Consider the following 15870-nt stretch of genomic DNA (forward strand, 5'->3'; position numbering starts at 1 on the left):
CGTGTGACCACCGCCCAGCGTTTCGACCGTCCATCGCTGATGATGGCGGGCCTGAACAAGCAGGCCGATACGCTGCAGACCCAGATCGCGACCGGCAGCAAGATTGCCGCGCCCTCGGACAGCGCCACCGGATGGCAGCAGCTTTCCGGTCTGAAGCGCGCCGGTGCGGACGACAAGGCATACGACGCCAACATCAAGACGGCGCAGGCGCTGCTCGGCGAGACCGAGAGCGCGCTCGACGCGGTGACGACGCAGCTGCAGCGCGCCAAGGCGTTCGCAGTGCAGGCGAACAACGGCACGTTGCCGCCCGAGGCGCGCGCGTCGATCCTGAAGGATGTCGAGGCGATCATCACCGACCTGCTCGGCGTCGCGAACCGGCAGGATTCGCGCGGCCACCCACTGTTCGGCGGCGCGACCGGCGACACGGCCTTCGCACGGCAGGACGACGGCAGCATCGCCTATGTCGGCGGCGAGGATGGCATGTCGATCCCGATCGGCGACGGCCAGTCGATCGCCGCGACCGAGACCGGCGCGCGCGCTTTTGGCGGGATCGCCGGCAAGGATGGCGAGACCGACATGTTCGCGATCCTGGCCAGCTTGGCCGCGGCGCTTGCGCCGGGCGCGGAGGCCGACGCCATCGAGACTGCGATGGACGATCTCGACGTCGCACTGTCGCAGGTCGAAACGACGCGGGCATCGATCGGCGCCCGTGCCTTCCGCCTCGACCTGGAGGCCGAGCGTGTCACCGATGCCGGCATCGCGCGGGAGGCGCGGCGGTCGGGGATCGAGGATGTCGACACGAGCGAGGCGATCACGCAATTGCAGAAGACCCTGACGGTGCTGCAGGCGACTCAGGCGAGCTTCACCAAGCTGACCAGTCTTTCGCTGTTCGACTATCTGCGGTGACAGGTTTCCCGCGCGCGCAACATAATCAACCCCGCGTTTACCGTATCGTCAGGCTTTGCCGGCAAGACTGAACCAAATGGTGCGCGCTTCGCATTCGCGCGTGGCCAGTGGGGGCTTTTGAATGTTCGTCATCATCGGTTTCGTGTTCCTGATCGCGATCGTGTTCGGCGGCTTTGCGCTGACCGGCGGTGCGCTGGGGCCGGTGCTGCACGCATTGCCGCACGAGATGCTGATCATCGGCGGCGCGGCGATCGGCGCGCTGATCATCGGCAATAGCGGGCGTGAGCTGAAGGCGCTGGGCGGCGGCTTCATGAAGGTGATCAAGGGTCCCAAGTACAAGAAGCAGGATTATCTCGACGTCATCTTCCTGGTCAGCAAGCTGATGAAGATGCTGCGCGTCGATGGGCCCATCGCGCTCGAACCGCATGTCGAGGATCCGAAGTCCTCCGCCATCTTTGCCGAATATCCCCGGCTGCTGGCCGATCACACGCTGATCAACCTGATCTGCGACACGCTGCGCCTGGTCGTCGTCTCGTCCGGCACGCTGGACGTGCACGCGGTCGAGGACGTGATGGACAATGCGATCAAGACGCACCACCACGAGGTCGAGGAACCGCAGCATGCGCTGCAGGGGCTGGGCGACGCGCTGCCCGCGCTGGGCATCGTCGCGGCGGTGCTTGGCGTGGTCAAGACGATGGGATCGATCGACAAGCCGCCGAGCGTCCTGGGCGGCATGATCGGTTCGGCGCTGGTTGGCACCTTTCTGGGCGTGCTGCTCGCCTATGGCATCGTCGGGCCGCTGGCCGGACGATTGAAGCAGATCATCGATGCCGATGCGGCGATCTATCAAACGGTCAAGCAGATCATCATCGCCTCGCTGCACGGCCATCCGCAGCCGCTGGTGATCGAGGCGGCGCGCAGCGGCATCGCGCACCACAATCAGCCCGGCTTTGCCGAAGTGTTCGACGGGCTGCGCGGGCGCTGATCATGGCTTTCGGCACCTCGCGCCGTGAGGCGCGCAAATGAGCGCAAGGGCGCCCCATGCGGCCAAGCAGCCGCCCAAGATCATCGTCAAGAAGATCATCGTCGAAGGCGGCGGTGGTCATCATGGCGGCGCGTGGAAGGTCGCCTATGCCGACTTCGTGACGGCGATGATGGCGTTCTTCCTGCTGATGTGGCTGCTCGGCGCAACGACCGAGAAGCAGCGCAAGGCGCTGGCCGACTATTTCGCGCCGACGCTGATCGAATTGAAGCAGAACAGCGCCGGTTCGAACGGGCTGTTGCGCGGCGATGCGCTGCAGGGCCGCGACAATTACCCGACCATGGCCAAGCAGACCGGCACGCGATCGATGACCATTCCATCGGGCGCGACGGGGGGCGACAAGGTCGGCACCGGCAGCATCGGCAGCCTCAAGAACAAGGAAATCGCGAGCGAGGACCGCAAGGGCTTTGCCAAGATGAAGGCCGAGATCGAGAAGAAGATCCGGTCCAATCCGGGGCTGACGAAGCTTGGCAAGCAGGTCCGTTTCGTGCCGACGCGCGACGGCATGCGGATCGACCTGATGGACGATGCCGATTATTCGATGTTCGCCGTGGGCACGACCAGCTTCGTCCCCGACGCGGCCAAGCTGGTAGCGCTGGTGGCGCAGTCGATCGCGGGGTCGGAGAACAAGATCATGGTGCGCGGCCATACCGACAGCCTGCGCTATGGCGACCCGACCAACATGAACAACTGGATGCTGTCGAGCGCGCGGTCGGAAGAAACCCGCCGCCGGCTGGTCGCCAACGGCGTGCCCGAATCGCGTTTCGAGCGGATCGAGGGCGTCGCCGATCGCGAGCCGCTGATCGTGAAAGACCCCGCCGACCCGCGCAACCGCCGCGTGGCGATCACACTGCTGTACCGGCAGAGCAAGCTGGACAGATAGGTTCTGTCAGCTGCGCTGAGCGACCCGGCGCCGCCAGTTGCGGACGCAGCTCAAAAAGTCAGAAGAACACCTTTCGGATGCTGAGTTTCACCGTGCGGCCGAGCGGGTCGAGCAGCGCGGGCTGGTAGTTCAGCGGCGTCGCGCCGCTGGCGTCGGTGACCTTGAGGCGATTGTCGAAGAGGTTGTCGACCGACAGCGTGATCCGCGTGCCGGCCAGCCAGCGATTGTCGCGCACGAACTTGAATTGGGGGCCGAGTGTCGCGAACAGGCGCAGATTGACCGTGGCGAAATCGTCGAAGCGCAGCACGTCGCTGCTGGTCGGGCCGCCGCGCACGGTGCTCGCGCTGTTCCAGTCGGCATTGAGCCGCAGGCCGAGGCCGTCGCGCACCACGCCGGCGCGCACCTCGACCTGATGGCGCGGCGAGCCGCCGCGGCTGCCGGTCGCCGCGCCGTTCAACCGGTCGAGCTCGGGCAGGCCCTCGCGGATCACGATGCGATCCGTCAGCGCGACGGTGTGGAAGACGCCGAACTGCAGCCGGCCGCCGCCGAACCGCCCACCTTCACCGCCGCCTGGGCCGCGTTGTCCGGGACCGCGGGCATCGGGCGGGGGCGTCTCGCCCCGCGCCTCGGCCGCCTCACGCGCCGCCTGCCGCGCGGCGCGCTGCGCCTGGAACTGCTCGGCCGTACGGCGGGCGAGGGGCGAGCTGATCGGCTTGGAGAAGTTCAGGCCCCAGCGAATCTGCTCACGCTCGCTGCGCAGGAAATTGACCGGACGATTGTCGATGCGGATGAGGTTGCCCGCGCCATCGCGCAAGAAGCGGTCGGGGAAGGCGGCTTCGATCTCGGCAGTGGCGACGGGGAAGCTGGAGACGGGATTACGGACGATGCTCTTGTTGTAATCGACGTTGAGCGTGAGGTCGGTGTCGCTGATCGGCCGGACGTTCAGCCCGAGCTTCATCACGCTGCGATTGTCGGCAGTAAGGTTGGGATTGCCGCCATCGATCCGCGTGACGTCCACGGTCGTGCCGCGCACGAAATCGAACACGCGCACATTGGGCGTGGTGATCGCCGGGTTGCCGAGCTGCTGAGCCGACGGTGCGCCTTCCTCCTCGGTGAACGAGGCGATGACGCGAACCGCGTTGATCGGCGACCAGTTCACGCCGTAACCATAGGTCAGCAGCGTACCGAAGTCGGAGAGCCGTTCGACCTCGGCATTCGCGTTGAGCGACAGGTTGCCGAGCGGGGTCAGCACGGCGCGATTGCGGCTGGCGATCGGCAGGTCGATATTGGCTTGCACCGACCCTTCGTCGCGGCCGATCGACTGGCTTGCGAACAGGCCCGAGCGAAGCGATTCGCTGTCGAGATTGCTGGTCCGCGCCCGCGCGCGCAGGCTGGTGGAAATGTCGCCCGCCGGGAGTGCGGCGAAGCCGCCGTTCACCAGCGCATCGACCGTCCCGACGTTCGAGATCGACACGGCGCGATCGGTGAGGCCGGTGCTGCGGTCGGTGACCGTCCGGCTCTCGCTGCGGTCCCAATTGCCGGTGACCGACCAGCGCCATTTGGGCGATAGGTCGCCGTTGAGCGAGAAGCCGCCGGCCAGCGTGCCGGTATCGCTGTCGCGCAGCAGCGGCGTCGTACCGCCGGCGGCGGGCAGCCCGAGCAGCGACTTGCTCCAATTCTGTTCGAGCCGCAGATTGGCCGTCGCCGCGACCTTGCCGATGTTGCGGCTGTAGACGCCGTTCGTCGAGAAGCTCTGCGTCGCCGGCAGCAGCGTGCGATATTGCGAATCGGTGTTGGCCGTGACGACGTCGCGCTCGCTTTCCAGCAGGCTGGAATCGCGTTCATATTCGGCGGTCACGTTGATGCGGCCGTCGCGGTTCAGGCGCAGCATCGAAAGCTCGACATCCTGCCCGTCGCGCCCGCCGGCGGTGGCCAGCGTACCGTCGACCTCCGCCGTTATCGCGCTGAAGCGACGGCGCAGCACGATGTTCACGACGCGCTGGTCGGCGCGATAGCCAAGCTTGAGGGCTGCCTCTTCGGGCAGGATGTCGATCCGCTCGATCGCTTCGGGCGGAATGTTGCGGATTTCGCCGAAGCCGGAGATGCGCCGCCCGGCCAGCAGCAGCACCGGACGGCCGCCGTCGCGACCCCGGCCGCTGCGAGTCTGCGGTTCGAGTTCGGTGAGCAGTTCGGACAGCGATCCGACGCCGTAAGCGCGGATATCGGCCGGACTGAGCGTCAGTTCAGGCTTGACGTCGCCGGGCACCGCACCGCGCAATACGCCGGAAACGACGATTTCCTCGCCCTCCACTAGGTCGCCGGCATCGCCGCCGCTGCCGGGCTCGTCCTCAGCCGGCTCGGCCTGCGGCTGCGGACTGGTCGTCGGATCCTGCGCAGCGGCCAGCGCCGCCGGTGCCGCCGTCATCATCAACCCACTCAATACCCACGCAACCCGACGCATGCCAAACTCCTTGCGCGCCGACGCAAGTCGGCCTGGCTGGCGTGTCTAGCCAGCGTGTGTCGCACAATTGTGCCGGTGGAAAAAAGTTTCTTTGGCAGCGGCGCGGCAGGGTCTAGCCGGCGCTGCCGTCCTGCATCTGCGCGTGGTGGCGGATGACCTCGTCGATGATGAAGCGCAGAAACTTTTCGGAGAATTCGGGATCGAGATCGGCCTGCTGCGCAAGTTCGCGCAGCCGGGCGATCTGGCGATCCTCTCGCCCCGGATCGGCGGGGGGCAGTCCCGTATCGGCCTTGTACCGCCCGACGGCCTGCGTGATCTGGAACCGTTCGGCGAGCAGGAAGACAAGCGCGGCGTCGATGCGGTCGATGCTCTGGCGATAGCGGGTCAGCGTCTCGTCGGTCATGATAGGGCCCTTTCGCGCGCGCTTGTCGCCGCGCTTTGTTCGCCGCGCAAGCCCCGTGCCCTTGCCTTTGCCCGTCGCAGCGGCCACATCGCGCGCGGCATGAACGCGACCATTCACCGCATCGGCCGGGACGCCGAACCCTCGCTCGACCCGCTGATCGCACTGGTCGCAGCCGACATGAACCTGGTGAACCAGGTCATTCTCGATCGCATGCAGTCGCAGATTCCGCTGATCCCCGAGCTTGCCGGGCACCTGATCGCGGGCGGCGGCAAGCGGATGCGGCCGATGCTGACGGTAGCGAGCGCCAAGCTGCTCGGTTATCCCGGCAATCGCCACCACAAGCTGGCGGCGACGGTCGAGTTCATTCACACCGCGACGCTGCTGCACGACGATGTGGTCGACGGCAGCGACCTGCGCCGGGGCAAGCGCACGGCGAACCTCATCTGGGGCAATCCGGCAAGCGTGCTGGTCGGCGACTTCCTGTTTTCCCGCAGCTTCGAGCTGATGGTCGAGGACGGGAGCCTGAAGGTGCTCAAGATCCTGTCGAACGCCAGCGCGGTGATCGCCGAGGGCGAGGTCAACCAGCTGACTGCCGCGCGGCGGATCGACCTGGGCGAAGAACGCTATCTCGAGATCATCAACGCCAAGACCGCCGCCCTGTTCGCCGCCGCCTGCCGCATCGCCGCGGTGGTGGCCGAGCGGCCCGAAGCGGAGGAAGCCGCGCTCGATGCCTATGGGCGCAATCTTGGCATCGCGTTCCAGCTCGTCGACGATGCGATCGATTATGTTTCCGACGCCGGGACGATGGGCAAGGACGCTGGCGACGATTTCCGCGAGGGCAAGATGACGCTGCCGGTCATCCTCGCCTATTCACGCGGCAATGACGAGGACCGCGCCTTCTGGAAGGAAGCGGTGCTGGGGCGGCGGGTGAGCGACGCGGACTTCGCCCATGCCGTCTCGTTGGTGCAGTCGAGCCGTGCGGTGGACGATACGCTTGCCCGCGCGCGGCATTATGGCCAGCGCGCGATCGATTCGCTTGGCATGTTCCCGGGCAGCGCGGCGAAGGATGCGATGATCGAAGCGGTCGAGTTCGCGGTCGCGCGGGCTTATTGAGAAGAAACTGGTTCACGCAAAGGCGCGAGGGCGCAAAGATGTGCGCGGCGCGGAGCGCTGGAACAATCACTCGCGCCCCTGCAGGTGGCACGTCAGGGTAGCGATGGCCGCTGTCGCGGCAGCACAACGGCTTCGCGCCTTTGCGCCTTTGTGCGAACCCCTTTTTCTTACTCGGGCCGCGCGCGTGCCTGAGGGTAGGCGCCGAGCACGCGCATCGACTTGGTGTGGAAGCGCAACTCGTCCAGCGCGCGGTCGACTGCCGGGTCGCCGGGGCGGCCGACGATATCGCAGTAGAATTCGGTCGCGGCGAAGCTGCCGTCGCGCTGGTAGCTTTCCAGCTTCGTCATATTGACGCCGTTGGTGGCGAAGCCGCCCAGCGCCTTGTACAACGCGGCGGGCACGTTCTTCACCTCGAAGATGAAGGTGGTCATGAACATGCCGTTGTCGCGGAGCGGTGGCGCGGTGCGCGCCAGCACGACGAAGCGAGTCATGTTGTGATCCGCGTCGGCGACGTCGTTGTCGAAGATGGTTAGGCCATAGAGCGGCGCGGCACCCGGTGGTGCGAGCGCGGCCACTGCCGGATCGCCTTCCGCCGCGACCACGGCCGCGGCGCCGGCAGTGTCGGGATAGGAGAGCGGCGAAATGCCCTGCGCCTTCAGCCACTGATAGCATTGGCCGAGCGCCTGGGGGTGGCTCATCGCCTGGCGGATATCGCTGCGCTTGCCCAGGCCCATCAGCGCATAACGGATCGGCAGGAAATGTTCGCCGATGATGACGAGGCCCGATCGCGGCAGCAGGAAGTGGATGTCGGCGACCCGGCCGTGAAGCGAATTTTCGATCGGGATCATCGCGCAGTCGGCCCGGCCCTCACGGACGGCGTCGATCGCATCCTCGAAGCTGAAGCACGGCAAGGGCAGCCCGGTCGGAAACGCCTCGAGCACCGCGATGTGCGAGTTGGCGCCGGGCGCGCCCTGGAACGCGACGGCGCGCCTGGGCTCGGCCAGCGCGGCCTGCGTCATCCGTTCCACGATCGGGCGCGCGGGCGCGGCGAAATTTTCCATTGGCCGGCGCGCTTAACGAGGTGACATGGGTGTAGCAAGTCAAGGTTGCGGTGCGGACAAGCGCTGACTAAAGGAACCGCCAAACGTCAGGCATCAATCGGGGCAGAACAGGCGCGCAATGGACAATCGCATGAACACGATCGCAGGCTGGGTCCTGTTCGGCTGTGCCTCGGCGCTGGGCCTCTCGATCGCCAGCGGCATGATCTACAAGAGCGGCCATCCCGAGAAGGAAGGCTATCCCGTCGAGAGCGCTGATGGCGCCGAGGGCGGCGGCGCAGCCGAAGCAGCCGAGCCGATCGCGGCACGCCTGGCGAAGGCCGACGTCGCCAAGGGGCAGGCGTCGTTCGCCAAGTGCGCGGCGTGCCACACCATCACCAATGGCGGCGCGAACGGCGTCGGTCCGAACGTGTGGGCGACCGTCGGCAAGCCGCACGGCCATATCGCGGGCTTTGCCTATTCCGACGCGCTGAAGAGCGTGCCGGGCAACTGGACGTTCGAAGCGCTCGACGCTTGGCTTGCGTCGCCGCGCAAATACGCGCCGGGCACCAAGATGACCTTTGCCGGCCTGTCGGACCCGCAGGAGCGCGCCAACGTCATCGCTTACATGAACGCGCAGGGTTCGAACCTGCCGCTGCCGGCGGTCGAGGCCGCCGCTCCGGCGAGCGAGGCGGAAGGCAACGTCGCGACCGGCACCGACACCAACGAGCTGGCGAACGATGCGCAGCCGGCGACGGGCGCGCCGTCGGTCGATCCCGCGGCAGCAGACGAAGCGGCGAAGAAGGGGCAGTAAGCCCCCGCCCAGCGCCAACGAGAAAAGCGGCGGTCGGGGTTCCCGGCCGCCGCTTTTCGTTGCGGCCTGCCAGCCGTCGTCTGGACTACGGCTTACTGGCCGTCCTTGTCCTTGTAGAAGTCCTGGACGATTTCCCAGCCTTCTTCCGCCGTCTCGCAGAAGTGGAACAGGTCGAGGTCGCGCGGGGAGATCACGCCTTCCTCGCACAGCGCATCGAAATTGACGACGCGCTGCCAGAAGTCCTTGCCGTAGAACAGCACCGGAATGGGCGCGATCTTGCCGGTCTGAATGAGCGTCAGTAGTTCGAACGATTCATCGAACGTGCCGAATCCGCCGGGAAAGACCGCGACGGCGCGCGCGCGCAGCAGGAAGTGCATCTTGCGCAGCGCGAAATAGTGGAACTGGAACGAGAGCGAGGGCGTCACATATTCGTTCGGCGCCTGTTCGTGCGGCAGAACGATGTTGAGGCCGATGGTCTCGCACCCCTTTTCCACCGCGCCGCGGTTCGCCGCTTCCATGATCGAAGGGCCGCCGCCCGAGGTGACGACGAAATGACGGTCGCCATTCTCGTCCTGCGGGAAGCAGCTGGCGAGGCCCGCGAGTTCGCGCGCGACATCGTAATATTTCGACTTCTCGATCAGCCGCTCGGCGATCTTGCGTGAACGATCGTCGGTGGCGAGATCGAGCAGCGCCTGGGCCTTCGCAGGCTCGGGAATGCGCGCCGAGCCATAGATGACGAACAGCGAAGCGATCTTGGCCTCGTCCATCAACAGGCTGGGCTTCAGCAGCTCGAGCTGGAAGCGGATCGGGCGAAGATCCTCGCGCAGCAGGAAGTCCATATCCTGAAAGGCGAGGCGATAGGCGGGATGCTCGGTCTGCGGCGTGCTGATCACGCCTTGCGCGGATTCGGCGTCTTCACGAGCGGGCGCGAACACGCGCGAGGGAACTTTGGTGTCTGTCATCGCCGGCTTCTAATCCAAATCTTCAGCGGCAGAAAGGCCGTCCGCCCATGTCGAAATGGAGGTGGTCGTGATGCGCCGCATTGTAGTCCGGGCTGAGCACGGTCGTGAACCGGCGGCAGGCGGAACGGCGGACGATCTGAAGGAATTCACGGGTCGGCATGTCGGCCGATGTCCAATCGTCGCGGACCGAGATGCGCCGACCGTCGCGAAGGACGAAGGCGCTGATATCGACGGCATTGGCAAGGCCGTGCTGCGACAATCGCCCCGCGGACGCAGCGCCGCCGCCGACGATTGCACGGCACGAATAGGTGCCGAACGTCTCGACCCGAACCAGCTCGCCCTTCAGGATTTCGCGTGCCGCCGGCACGGCGCCGTTGCGGATCCATCCAAGGAAAGCCCGTGCCAGCGGGCAGCGCATCGCCTTCAGGTTGGAAACCGGCACGCCGATATCGATCAGCTGAACCGCACCGATCACCTGACAGCCGCCGCCATAGTCGCGATCCGGCATCGGACTGAAGCGGACCTCTGCCCGCGACAGATCGGCGAAACATTGCTGCGTATCGCGGCTGGTGGGCAAGTTTAGCGTCACCGGGCCGCGCGGATCGGCGCGAACCGGCGCGCGTGGCGGCGGTTCACGCTCGCCGCCGCCGAACAGGCAACCGCCGAGCAGCATGGGTACTAACAGTGCAATGGTCAGGCGAGCGCGAAGCATCCGCTCGGCGTAACCGATGGCCGTCCCCGCCGCTACCGCTTGTACCGCGCGCTGCGTTCAAGCGAGGCAGGCGGCCGCCGGCGGCGACACGCTGACGATGCGCAGCGTGCGGGGATGGCCTTCCCGGTCGGGCCACAGGATCGAGTCGCCCTGTGACAGGCCGATCAGCCCCGCGCCGACCGGCGTCAGGATCGACACCTTACCGGACTCGATATCGGCGTCGGCGGGCAGGACCAACTGGACCGAGCGGCGTGCGCCGCTGCCCTCATCGATGAAGTCGACCTGAGCGTTCAGCGTCACGACGCCGGCGGGGATGTCGGCGGCGGCGTGGACCTGCGCGCGTTCGAGCTCGGTCATCAGGCGCGAAGACAGTTCGGGCTGCGACGCATCGATGCGCAGCGCGAGGTCGGCGATCAGGTCATATTCGCTGTCGATGATATGCAATTGCGGAAGTGAGGGGGTGGTCATGGCATCGGCCTTTCGATGATGGGACGCGCCTCGGCCGGCCGCGCGACGCGGCCCGTGCCTGGGGCGAAAGAACGGAATTGGGTGAGCGGTCCCCGGGCCTGACGGGCGTTCGCCGGATGAAAGGCCCGGGCTAGGGCCGTGCTGCCGATTGACCGGCATGCGCGCGGAATCGCTGAAAGATGGCCGCGCCGTTCATCCTTGCAAGATGGGGGGTGGGCGCGGCGCTGTCAAACCACGGCTCGGCAAAGATCGATTGACAGCGGTGGGCAAATCTCTAGGGCCGCCCACGGGCCACGCGGTCCCAACGCCGCGCGTGCTCTCTGCAAGGAGAGACTGACATGACTGAAGTGACTGCCGCCGACGCCGGAACTGCGTCCATTGCCAAGCCCGCGACCAAGCCGGCTCGCCCCTTTTTCTCCTCCGGTCCTTGCGCCAAGCCTCCGGGCTGGGACGCCGCCAAGCTCGCGACCGACGTTCTTGGACGCTCGCACCGCTCGAAGCTGGGCAAGGCGCGCCTCGCCTATTGCATCGACTTGATGCGCGAGCTGCTGAAGCTGCCCGAGACGCACCGTATCGGCATCGTGCCCGGTTCGGACACCGGCGCGTTCGAGATGGCGATGTGGACGATGCTGGGCGCGCGCGGCGTCACGACGCTGGCATGGGAATCGTTCGGTGAAGGTTGGGTCACCGATGCGGTCAAGCAGCTGAAGCTCGATCCCACGGTCATTCGCGCCGATTACGGACAGCTGCCCGATCTTGGCCAGGTGAACTTCGCCGACGACGTGCTGTTCACCTGGAACGGCACCACCAGCGGCGTGCGGGTGCCGAATGGCGACTGGATCCCGGCGGACCGCGAAGGGCTGACCTTCGCCGACGCGACCAGTGCCGTGTTCGCTTACGACCTGCCGTGGGACAAGATCGACGTCGCCACGTTCAGCTGGCAGAAGGTGCTGGGCGGCGAGGGCGGCCATGGCGTCCTGATCCTCGGTCCGCGCGCGGTCGAGCGGCTGGAGACTTACACCCCGGCCTGGCCGCTGCCCAAGGTGTTCCGCCTGATGGCGAAGGGCAAGCTCGCCGAAGGCATCTTCAAGGGCGAGACGATCAATACGCCGAGCATGCTGGCCGTCGAGGACGCGATCTTCGCGCTGGAATGGGGCAAGTCGCTGGGCGGCGCCGACGCGCTGATCGCACGGTCCAATGCGAATGCGGCGGCATTGCAGAAGCTGGTGGCGGAGCGCGACTGGCTGGGCAATCTGGCGGCGGACGAAGCGATCCGTTCGACCACCAGCGTGTGCCTGACGGTCGAGGGCGCGGACGAAGCGTTCATCAAGACCTTCGCCGGCCTGCTCGAAAAGGAAGACGCCGCCTATGACGTCGCGGGTTATCGCGATGCGCCGGCGGGGTTGCGCATCTGGTGCGGCGCGACGGTCGATACGGCAGATATCGAGGCGCTGGGGCCGTGGCTCGACTGGGCCTACGCGACTGCGAAGGCCGCTTAATCAATTACGTCGCCCCGGCGGAAGCCGGGGTCTCTCTCCACAATCCGTGCGCTTGCCGCACGAGGCCCGGCTTTCGCCGGGGTGACGAGGTGAAAAATGCCCAAGGTACTTATTTCCGACAAGATGGACCCCAAGGCCGCGCAGATCTTTCGCGAGCGTGGCGTCGAGGTCGACGAGATCACCGGCAAAACGCCGGAGGAGCTGAAGGCAATCATCGGCCAGTATGACGGCCTTGCCATCCGCAGCTCGACCAAGGCGACGAAGGAGATCATCGACGCCGCGACCAACCTGAAGGTGATCGGCCGCGCTGGCATCGGCGTCGACAATGTCGATATTCCTTACGCGTCCTCGAAGGGCGTGGTGGTGATGAACACGCCGTTCGGCAACTCGATCACCACCGCCGAACACGCCATCGCCCTCATGTTCGCGCTTGCGCGCCAGCTGCCGGAGGCGAACGCGCAGACGCAGGCCGGCCAGTGGCCGAAGAACGGCTTCATGGGCGTCGAGGTCACGGGCAAGACGCTGGGTCTGATCGGCGCGGGCAATATCGGATCGATCGTCGCCGATCGTGCGCTGGGCCTCAAGATGAAGGTCGTCGCATTCGACCCGTTCCTGAGCCCCGAGCGCGCGGTGGAACTGGGCGTCGAGAAGGTCGAGCTGGACCAACTGCTCGCCCGCGCCGATTTCATCACGCTGCACACGCCGCTGACGGATCAGACGCGCAACATCCTGAGCCGCGAGAACCTGCTCAAGACCAAGAAGGGCGTGCGCATCGTCAACTGCGCGCGCGGCGGGCTGATCGACGAGGCGGCGCTGAAGGAACTGCTCGATTCGGGGCATGTCGCCGGCGCGGCGCTCGACGTGTTCGTGACCGAGCCAGCCAAGGAACATGCGCTGTTCGGCACGCCCAACTTCGTCGCCACGCCGCATCTTGGCGCGTCGACCAGCGAAGCGCAGGTCAATGTCGCAATCCAGGTGGCCGAACAGATGGCCGATTACCTGGTCAATGGCGGGGTCACCAATGCGCTGAACGTGCCGAGCCTGACCGCCGAGGAAGCGCCGCGCGTCAAGCCGTATATGGCGCTGGCGGAAAAGCTGGGCAGCCTGGTCGGGCAGCTGACCACCGGCACGATCCCGCGCGTCTCGATCCACAGCGAGGGCGCGGCGACCGAGGTCAACCAGAAGCCGATCGTCAGCGCGGTGCTGTCCGGCTTCCTGCGCACGCAGACCGACACGGTGAACATGGTCAACGCACCGTTCCTGGCCAAAGAGCGCGGGATCGAGGTGCGTGAGGTCAAGACCGAGAAGGAAGGCGATTACCACACGCTGATCCGCGTGTCGGTGAAGACCGATGCCGGTGAGCGGTCGGTCGCCGGCACGCTGTTCAACAACCGCGAGCCGCGTCTGGTCGAACTGTTCGGGATCAAGGTCGAGGCCGATCTGGCCGGTCATATGCTCTATGTGGTGAACGAGGACGCGCCCGGCTTCATCGGCCGCATCGGCACCGCACTGGGCGACGCTGGGGTGAACATCGGCACCTTCCATCTTGGCCGCCGCGACGCCGGTGGCGAGGCGGTGCTGCTGCTGAGCGTGGACGAAGCCGTCACGCCCGAACTGATCGCCAAGGTGCGCGCGCTGCCCGGCGTCAAGACGGCGATGGCACTGCGTTTCTAAGCCTCGACCGTCACCCCGGGCTTGTTCCGGGGTCCACAGTGCGGCAAGCGCTGCGCGTGAGCCTTGAGCGGTGACGTTCGTGGCCAGTGGACCCCGGCACGAAGCCGGGGTGACGAGGTTTTGAACATGAACGGACTGCTTCCCGAAGGCTTTCACGACCGCTTGCCGCCGCATGCCGATGCGGCTGCGGCGCTGGCGCGGCGCGTGCTCGATGTTGCGCGCCTCTATGGCTATGAGCAGGTCGATCCGCCGCTGGCCGAGTTCGAGGAGTCGCTGGGCGCGCGCCTGAAAGCGGGAAGCGCGAAGGATGCGGTTCGCTTTACCGATCCGGTTTCGCGCCGCACGCTAGCGATCCGGCCCGACATCACCGCGCAAGTGGGGCGGATCGCCGCGACGCGCATGGCTCACCACCCGCGCCCGGTGCGCCTCTCCTATGCCGGCCAGGTGCTGAAGCTGCGCGCGTCGCAGCTGCGGCCCGAGCGCGCGATGCAGCAGGTCGGCTGCGAACTGATCGGACGCGACAGCGTGGCGGCGGTACGCGAGATCGTGACCGTCGCGGTAGAAGCGTTGGAAGCGGCGGGTGTGCCGAGCCTGGCGCTCGACTTCACGTTGCCCGACCTGGTTGAGCAGCTGGCGCCGGACATGGCGGCGACGCAGCTGGCGGCGTTGCGCGAGCGACTCGACGCCAAGGACGCGGCCGGGGTGGCGGCGATCGATCCGGCTTTCCTGCCGCTGATCGAAGCGGCCGGTCCGTTCGAAGCTGCGATCGCACGGCTGCGCGCGCACGACAGCGCCGGCGTGCTGGCGTCGCGCCTGGATGGCCTGGAAGAGGTGGCGCAGGCCGTGGCGGGCCGCGTGTCGCTGACGCTCGATCCGACCGAGCGGCATGGCTTCGAATATCAAAGCTGGATCGGCTTTTCGCTATTCGCGCGCGGCGTGCGCGGGGAGATCGGACGGGGCGGGAGCTATTCGGTGATCGGCGCGGCAGGCGATGAGCCGGCGGTCGGCTTCTCGCTGTTCGCCGATCCGATCCTCGACGCGCAGCTGGCCCCGGCCGAGCGCCGGCGCCTGTTCGTCCCCTATGGTACCGACGCAGACGCTGCCGCGCTGCTGCGCGCCGCCGGCTGGGTTGCCGTTGCGGCGCTGGATCCGGAAGACAGCGCAGCGGCGCAGCTGTGCACGCACGAACTGCGCGATGGGATGCCGGTCGAGCTTTAAGCGCTAGTCCGCGGCGAGACCGCGTGCCAGCATCGCTGCGACCGTGTCGGCGACGGCCTGCGGCGTGCGGTCCGCTTCCCATACGCCGTAGCGCAGGCCCAGAAACACGTTCATCCCCATGATCGCCCAGGCATGGACCTCGTCCACATCGGCGCGGATTTCGCCGCGTCCCGCCGCCGCTTTCAGTCGTGCGGCGATGCGATCGGCCGTAGTGGTGTAATGGGTGCGGAAGCTGTCGGGATCGACGAACTCGGCCTCGTCGATGATGCGATAGATTTCCTTGTGGTCGCGGACGAACTCGATGAACGTCTGAAGGCCGGCGCGCTCCGCGGCGATCTGTTCGGGCGCGGCGCGGATCGATGGGGCAACATGTTCGCGCACCTGATCGGACATGTCGCGCACCAGGGCACGGAACACCGCGTCCTTTGAATCGAAATAGGTGTAGAAGCTGCCGAGCGCGACACCGGCGCGGCGCGTGATCCCGCTGATCGAACCGTCGTGAAAGCCTTTTTCCCCGAATTCGGCGGCAGCCGCGTCGAGGATCGCACGCAATGTACGCTGCCCGCGTGCGGTACGCGGTTGCTTGCCTTCGCTCGCGATCGCAGACCCCCTGTCGTTCGAGGCGACTGTGGCGGTGATGCCACGTTTTTCGGCCACTGACATCCTCCCCCGTGATCG

General features: G+C 66.6%; 15 protein-coding genes. 8 read left to right on the forward strand and 7 right to left on the reverse strand.

Going from position 1 to position 15870, the window contains the following annotated elements; all coding sequences use genetic code 11:
* Positions 1–3: 3 nt before the first annotated feature.
* The 3 genes from BFL28_RS03510 (at position 4) to BFL28_RS03520 (ending at position 2831) form a co-directional block, all read left to right on the forward strand.
* A complete protein-coding gene (locus tag BFL28_RS03510; protein WP_206599062.1) occupies positions 4–906 on the forward strand; it encodes a flagellin N-terminal helical domain-containing protein in 903 nt (300 codons plus the stop codon).
* A 121-nt stretch (positions 907–1027) separates the two neighbouring features.
* Positions 1028–1891 (forward strand): flagellar motor stator protein MotA, encoded by an 864-nt coding sequence (gene motA, locus BFL28_RS03515; RefSeq protein ID WP_069319231.1) that lies wholly within the window; start codon positions 1028–1030, stop codon positions 1889–1891.
* Between the two features lie 37 nt (positions 1892–1928).
* Entirely contained in the window at positions 1929–2831 is a 903-nt protein-coding gene (locus tag BFL28_RS03520) for a flagellar motor protein MotB (RefSeq protein ID WP_069319232.1), read from the forward strand.
* Between the two features lie 58 nt (positions 2832–2889).
* Here the strand turns inward: BFL28_RS03520 and BFL28_RS03525 are convergent, their stop codons facing one another.
* Together BFL28_RS03525 and BFL28_RS03530 are read right to left on the reverse strand one after the other, a co-directional pair.
* Positions 2890–5292, reverse strand: coding sequence for a hypothetical protein (locus tag BFL28_RS03525; protein WP_069319233.1), 2403 nt, complete (start codon positions 5290–5292; stop codon positions 2890–2892).
* A gap of 112 nt (positions 5293–5404) precedes the next feature.
* A complete protein-coding gene (locus BFL28_RS03530; RefSeq protein ID WP_069319289.1) occupies positions 5405–5695 on the reverse strand; it encodes a chorismate mutase in 291 nt (96 codons plus the stop codon).
* 99 nt (positions 5696–5794) lie between these two features.
* On the opposite strand from BFL28_RS03530, the gene BFL28_RS03535 reads away from it, so the two are divergent.
* On the forward strand, positions 5795–6808 hold the full coding sequence (locus tag BFL28_RS03535; RefSeq protein WP_069319234.1) for a polyprenyl synthetase family protein: 1014 nt from the start codon (positions 5795–5797) through the stop codon (positions 6806–6808).
* A gap of 167 nt (positions 6809–6975) precedes the next feature.
* On the opposite strand, the gene BFL28_RS03540 is transcribed toward BFL28_RS03535, so the two are convergent.
* Positions 6976–7869 (reverse strand): prephenate dehydratase, encoded by an 894-nt coding sequence (locus BFL28_RS03540; protein WP_069319235.1) that lies wholly within the window; start codon positions 7867–7869, stop codon positions 6976–6978.
* 118 nt (positions 7870–7987) lie between these two features.
* Between BFL28_RS03540 and BFL28_RS03545 the strand changes: the two genes are divergently transcribed.
* Positions 7988–8659: a c-type cytochrome gene (locus BFL28_RS03545; RefSeq protein WP_069319236.1), complete on the forward strand. Its 672-nt coding sequence runs from the start codon at positions 7988–7990 to the stop codon at positions 8657–8659.
* A gap of 92 nt (positions 8660–8751) precedes the next feature.
* Here the strand turns inward: BFL28_RS03545 and BFL28_RS03550 are convergent, their stop codons facing one another.
* The 3 genes from BFL28_RS03550 to rnk are packed head-to-tail and all read right to left on the reverse strand — an operon-like array spanning position 8752 to position 10801.
* Positions 8752–9621 carry an LOG family protein gene (locus tag BFL28_RS03550; protein ID WP_069319237.1) on the reverse strand — a complete coding sequence of 290 codons (870 nt, stop codon included), beginning with the start codon at positions 9619–9621 and terminating at the stop codon, positions 8752–8754.
* A gap of 22 nt (positions 9622–9643) precedes the next feature.
* The gene (locus BFL28_RS03555; RefSeq protein WP_069319238.1) at positions 9644–10333 is read right to left on the reverse strand and encodes an extensin family protein; all 690 of its coding nucleotides are present in this window, start codon (positions 10331–10333) and stop codon (positions 9644–9646) included.
* A gap of 57 nt (positions 10334–10390) precedes the next feature.
* A complete protein-coding gene (gene rnk, locus BFL28_RS03560) occupies positions 10391–10801 on the reverse strand; it encodes a nucleoside diphosphate kinase regulator (protein WP_069319239.1) in 411 nt (136 codons plus the stop codon).
* A gap of 338 nt (positions 10802–11139) precedes the next feature.
* On the opposite strand from rnk, the gene BFL28_RS03565 reads away from it, so the two are divergent.
* From BFL28_RS03565 to BFL28_RS03575, 3 genes are all read left to right on the forward strand, one after another.
* The gene (locus BFL28_RS03565) at positions 11140–12300 is read left to right on the forward strand and encodes a phosphoserine transaminase (RefSeq protein WP_069319240.1); all 1161 of its coding nucleotides are present in this window, start codon (positions 11140–11142) and stop codon (positions 12298–12300) included.
* 96 nt (positions 12301–12396) lie between these two features.
* Positions 12397–13974, forward strand: a complete 1578-nt coding sequence (serA, locus tag BFL28_RS03570; RefSeq protein ID WP_069319241.1) for a phosphoglycerate dehydrogenase — start codon at positions 12397–12399, stop codon at positions 13972–13974.
* Between the two features lie 126 nt (positions 13975–14100).
* Complete coding sequence (locus BFL28_RS03575; RefSeq protein WP_173655665.1) at positions 14101–15192, forward strand: ATP phosphoribosyltransferase regulatory subunit; 1092 nt, start codon at positions 14101–14103, stop codon at positions 15190–15192.
* 3 nt (positions 15193–15195) lie between these two features.
* Here the strand turns inward: BFL28_RS03575 and BFL28_RS03580 are convergent, their stop codons facing one another.
* Positions 15196–15855 carry a TetR/AcrR family transcriptional regulator gene (locus BFL28_RS03580; protein ID WP_079246902.1) on the reverse strand — a complete coding sequence of 220 codons (660 nt, stop codon included), beginning with the start codon at positions 15853–15855 and terminating at the stop codon, positions 15196–15198.
* Positions 15856–15870 lie beyond the last annotated feature (15 nt).

The sequence above is a fragment of the Sphingomonas turrisvirgatae genome (genome assembly GCF_001721295.1).
GTDB lineage: Bacteria > Pseudomonadota > Alphaproteobacteria > Sphingomonadales > Sphingomonadaceae > Sphingomonas > Sphingomonas turrisvirgatae.

Bases quoted from the DNA above. Each gene is read 5' to 3' on its own strand.
- motA (WP_069319231.1), top strand. From the start codon at position 1,028: ATGTTCGTCATCATCGGTTTCGTGTTCCTGATCGCGATCGTGTTCGGC.
- BFL28_RS03520 (WP_069319232.1), top strand. From the start codon at position 1,929: ATGAGCGCAAGGGCGCCCCATGCGGCCAAGCAGCCGCCCAAGATCATC.
- BFL28_RS03525 (WP_069319233.1), bottom strand. From the start codon at position 5,292: ATGCGTCGGGTTGCGTGGGTATTGAGTGGGTTGATGATGACGGCGGCA.
- BFL28_RS03530 (WP_069319289.1), bottom strand. From the start codon at position 5,695: ATGACCGACGAGACGCTGACCCGCTATCGCCAGAGCATCGACCGCATC.
- BFL28_RS03535 (WP_069319234.1), top strand. From the start codon at position 5,795: ATGAACGCGACCATTCACCGCATCGGCCGGGACGCCGAACCCTCGCTC.
- BFL28_RS03540 (WP_069319235.1), bottom strand. From the start codon at position 7,869: ATGGAAAATTTCGCCGCGCCCGCGCGCCCGATCGTGGAACGGATGACG.
- BFL28_RS03545 (WP_069319236.1), top strand. From the start codon at position 7,988: ATGGACAATCGCATGAACACGATCGCAGGCTGGGTCCTGTTCGGCTGT.
- BFL28_RS03550 (WP_069319237.1), bottom strand. From the start codon at position 9,621: ATGACAGACACCAAAGTTCCCTCGCGCGTGTTCGCGCCCGCTCGTGAA.
- BFL28_RS03555 (WP_069319238.1), bottom strand. From the start codon at position 10,333: ATGCTTCGCGCTCGCCTGACCATTGCACTGTTAGTACCCATGCTGCTC.
- rnk (WP_069319239.1), bottom strand. From the start codon at position 10,801: ATGACCACCCCCTCACTTCCGCAATTGCATATCATCGACAGCGAATAT.
- BFL28_RS03565 (WP_069319240.1), top strand. From the start codon at position 11,140: ATGACTGAAGTGACTGCCGCCGACGCCGGAACTGCGTCCATTGCCAAG.
- serA (WP_069319241.1), top strand. From the start codon at position 12,397: ATGCCCAAGGTACTTATTTCCGACAAGATGGACCCCAAGGCCGCGCAG.
- BFL28_RS03575 (WP_173655665.1), top strand. From the start codon at position 14,101: ATGAACGGACTGCTTCCCGAAGGCTTTCACGACCGCTTGCCGCCGCAT.
- BFL28_RS03580 (WP_079246902.1), bottom strand. From the start codon at position 15,855: ATGTCAGTGGCCGAAAAACGTGGCATCACCGCCACAGTCGCCTCGAAC.